Origin of the sequence: Flavobacterium sp., assembly GCF_043773265.1 — a bacterium.
Lineage (GTDB): Bacteria > Bacteroidota > Bacteroidia > Flavobacteriales > Flavobacteriaceae > Flavobacterium.
In genome coordinates this window covers 1-4,091 of sequence record NZ_JAYVFH010000295.1, presented here as the reverse complement: position 1 = coordinate 4,091, position 4,091 = coordinate 1, and the positions used below count along the sequence as shown (strand labels likewise).

At 32.5% G+C, this 4,091-nt stretch carries 3 protein-coding genes; 2 read left to right on the top strand and 1 reads right to left on the bottom strand.

The annotated features are described in order from the left end of the window. Positions 1-259 precede the first annotated feature (259 nt). Entirely contained in the window at positions 260-2,353 is a 2,094-nt protein-coding gene (gene metG, locus ACH2BO_RS15195) for a methionine--tRNA ligase (RefSeq protein WP_395045576.1), read from the bottom strand. A gap of 303 nt (positions 2,354-2,656) precedes the next feature. On the opposite strand from metG, the gene ACH2BO_RS15190 reads away from it, so the two are divergent. Both ACH2BO_RS15190 and ACH2BO_RS15185 read left to right on the top strand, forming a co-directional pair. Further along, on the top strand, positions 2,657-3,550 hold the full coding sequence (locus tag ACH2BO_RS15190; RefSeq protein ID WP_395045577.1) for an LD-carboxypeptidase: 894 nt from the start codon (positions 2,657-2,659) through the stop codon (positions 3,548-3,550). Between the two features lie 135 nt (positions 3,551-3,685). Continuing rightward, complete coding sequence (locus ACH2BO_RS15185) at positions 3,686-4,045, top strand: YraN family protein (RefSeq protein ID WP_395045575.1); 360 nt, start codon at positions 3,686-3,688, stop codon at positions 4,043-4,045. The last annotated feature ends 46 nt before the right edge of the window (positions 4,046-4,091 follow it).

Sequence of the window (4,091 nt, the reverse complement as noted above, 5' to 3'; positions counted from 1 at the left end):
AATAGGCACCATTATTTCGGTAATCCCAATTTTTTAAACGTCTAGATTCAATTCTATATTTATTTTGGAATTTTAATGACATGTTATTTATATTTTTTTGGATTAGATATAGATATTTTTAAATAGAAAATTATTTTCAATAAAATTATATTTATCATGTTGAATTTATTTGTTTTTATACAACTTAATCATCAGGTTTTATTGCAATCAATTTACACACTTCGTGTGAAATGAATTGATACGTTGCAATGCAACGCTTCTACGAAATCGTTTCACCATTATCAACGCCATCAACATCAGGATTTACAAAAACCAATTTCCCATCAGGCAAATTTGTCATTAAAATCATTCCTTCACTTTCAACACCACGCAATGTTCTTGGTGCTAAATTTGCCAAAATTGTAACTCGTTTTCCAATTACTTCTTCTGGCGAAAAATGTTCGGCAATACCAGAAACTATAGTTCTAACATCCATTCCTGTATCCACTTTTAAAACCAAAAGTTTATTGGCTTTGGGCATTTTTTCGGCTTCAACTATGGTTCCAACGCGCAAATCTAATTTTGAAAAATCTTCAAATGTTGCGGTTTCTTTTTGTGGTTCTGTCATTGCGAGGTTCGAAGCAATCTCTTCCCTATTTGCGGTTTTTGTAGCTTCTAGTTTTTCTATTTGGTTTTGAATTTCAGCATCTTCTATTTGTGCAAATAGTATTTCTGCATCTCCAATTTTGTGACCCGGTTTTAATAATTCTGATGTTTCAGAAACCGATTTCCAATTTGCTGTAGAAACGTTGCATTGCAACGTTTTTACTAATTTTCCAGATGTAAAAGGCAAAAATGGTTCGCACAAAATTTGTAAAGCCGCAGCAATTTGCATCGCAATATACATTTGAGTTTTTACCCTTTCTGGATCAGTTTTCACCATTTTCCAAGGTTCTTCATCTGCCAAATATTTATTTCCAAGTCGGGCAACATTCATTAATTCTACTTGCGCTTCACGAAATCTATAACGTTCTATCGATGATGAAATTACTGCTGGATATGCTTTTAATTCTGCCAAAGTTCGTTCGTCAACTTCATTAAATTCATTTGGTTGAGGCACAATTCCGTCATAATATTTATTGGTCAACACTACAACTCTGTTTATGAAATTTCCAAAAACGGCTGCCAATTCATTGTTATTTCTCGCCTGAAAATCTTTCCAAGTAAAGTCATTATCCTTTGTTTCTGGCGCATTTGCAGTTAATGCATAACGCAAAACGTCTTGTTTTCCTGGAAAATCTATTAAATATTCGTGCAACCAAACTGCCCAATTTTTAGATGTTGACAATTTATTTCCTTCCAAATTTAAAAATTCATTTGCAGGTACATTGTCTGGTAAAATATAAGTTCCTTCGGCTTTTAACATTGCAGGAAAAATTATGCAATGAAAAACAATATTGTCTTTTCCTATAAAATGAACCAGTTTCGTGCTTGTTCCGCCGCTTGCGGAATCTAATTTCCAATAATCTTCCCAATTTTTTCCTTCTCGTGCTGCCCATTCTTTGGTTGCCGAAATGTATCCAATTGGCGCATCAAACCATACATATAATTTCTTTCCTTCTGCGCCTTCAACTGGCACATCAATTCCCCAATCTAAATCTCTAGTTACTGCTCTTGGTTTTAAACCATCATCCAACCACGATTTTACTTGACCCAAAACATTTACTTTCCAATCTTTTTCGTGACCAACAAGAATCCATTCTTTCAAAAAATCTTGGTATCTGTCTAAAGGTAAAAACCAATGTTTTGTCGATTTTAAAACAGGAATTTCACCAGTAATTGTCGATTTTGGATTAATTAAATCGGTAGCATTTAATGTAGAACCACATTTTTCACACTGATCACCATAAGCTTCTTCGTTTCCACATTTCGGACACGTTCCAACCACAAATCTATCGGCAAGAAACTGATCTGCTTTTGCATCATATAATTGCTCAGTAACTTCTTCTATAAAATCATTATTATCATACAATTTTCTAAAAAATTCTTGAGCAGTATCGTGATGAATTTTAGACGAAGTTCTAGAATAATTATCAAACGAAATTCCGAAATCTACAAACGATTTTCTAATAATTGCATCATATTTATCAATCACTTCTTGTGGCGAAATGCCTTCCTTCTTAGCTTTCATCGATATTGCAACGCCATGTTCATCGCTTCCGCATATAAACGCAACATCTTTTCCTTGCAAACGTAAATAGCGTGCATAAATATCACTCGGAACATAAACACCAGCCAAATGACCTATGTGAATTGGACCATTTGTATAAGGCAAAGCAGCAGTAATTGTATATCTTTTAGGGTTTTCTAACATGTTAAATTGGGTAATTATCTGGCAAAAATAAGCAATAGAATTGAGAGTTTTATTTATCCTGAATTTATTTCAGGATTTGAAGCTATTTCCAGCTATTCGTTTCAATCTTTTTTTCAATTGCCTTGGGTTTAAACCCAAGGCAATTGAAAAAAAGGATTTCCACTTCTATCTGGGCTAGGACAATCTTTTTCAGAATCAACATTTTGTTTATATTTGCAAATATCATTTTTAAAAATGAAAAAAAAATCTATTTTCTTTATTCTATTTTCTTTACTCTCAATTAACCTTCAAGCCCAAAAAACTATGATTGCACCACCATATTTAAAAAAAGGCGACACAATTGCTATTGTAGCAACAGCTCGTAAAAACATTGAAGACAATTTACAACCAGCCATTTCTTGGTTAAAAAATTGGGGATTAGAAGTAGTAATTGGAAGCACAATAGGATTAGATAAAAACCAACTTGCAGGAACAGATGAACAACGTGCAGCCGATTTTCAAACCCAATTAGACAATCCAAATATTAAAGCAATTTGGTGTGTTCGTGGTGGTTATGGAACTGTTCGTATGCTTGATTTATTAGATTTCACCAAGTTTAAACAAAGCCCTAAATGGATTGTTGGCTTTAGCGATGTAACGGTTTTACACAGTCATTTAAACACAATGGGTTATCAATCTATTCACGGAATTATGCCTGTAAGTTCTAAAGCTACCGAAGATGCTAAAGAATCTTTACGTAAATCATTATTTGGCGAAAGCTTGAAATATACAGTTCCATGCGACCAAATGAACCGATATGGAAAAGCAAGTGGCGTTTTAGTTGGCGGAAATTTATCAATTTTATACAGTCTTTTTGGATCGCCATCGGCAATTGATTGTACAGATAAAATTCTTTTTATTGAAGATTTAGACGAATATTTATACCATATAGACCGAATGATGATGAACCTAAAACGCAATGGTTGTCTAGAAAGTTTGAAAGGAATTATCGTTGGCGGAATGACAAAAATGAAAGACAATGACATTCCTTGGGGAAAAAATGCACTCGAAATTATTGATGATGTAACTAAAACCTATAAAATTCCTATAATTTATAATTTTCCTGCAGGACATTTGGCCGATAATCATGCATTAATTCTTGGAAGAAAAATCTCGCTTGAAGCTAATGATTTGGAGAGTACAATTGTTTTTGAATAATCGGAATTTAGTCATTTCGACACAGGAGAAATCGCATTAAGTGATTTTGATTATGTGATTTTACTTCATTTAAATTAAAAAATAAATTTACTATAAACTATAAAGAGGAGATTGCTTTATTCCTCGCAATGACTAATGGCAGAACACAATGAACTAGGAAAACTCGGAGAAGAACTAGCTGTAGATTTTCTGCAAAAAAACGGTTATGAAATTTTAGAAACCAATTGGGTTTTTCAAAAAGCAGAAATAGATATTATTGCTCTAAAAGAAAATACACTTGCTATTGTTGAGGTTAAAACTCGTTCTTCAATAGAATATGGATTACCTCAGGATTTTGTTAAACCTAAAAAAATACAACTTTTGGTAAAAGCCGTAAATGAATATGTAATTTTCAATGATTTAGATGTTAATGTTAGATTTGATATTGTAGCAATTTATAAAGAAGGCAATGAATTTAAAATGGAGCATTTAGAAGATGCTTTTTTCTATTTTTAACTTTAAACAAAATAAAAACTTTCTACATAAAGAGTTAATTTTAGTA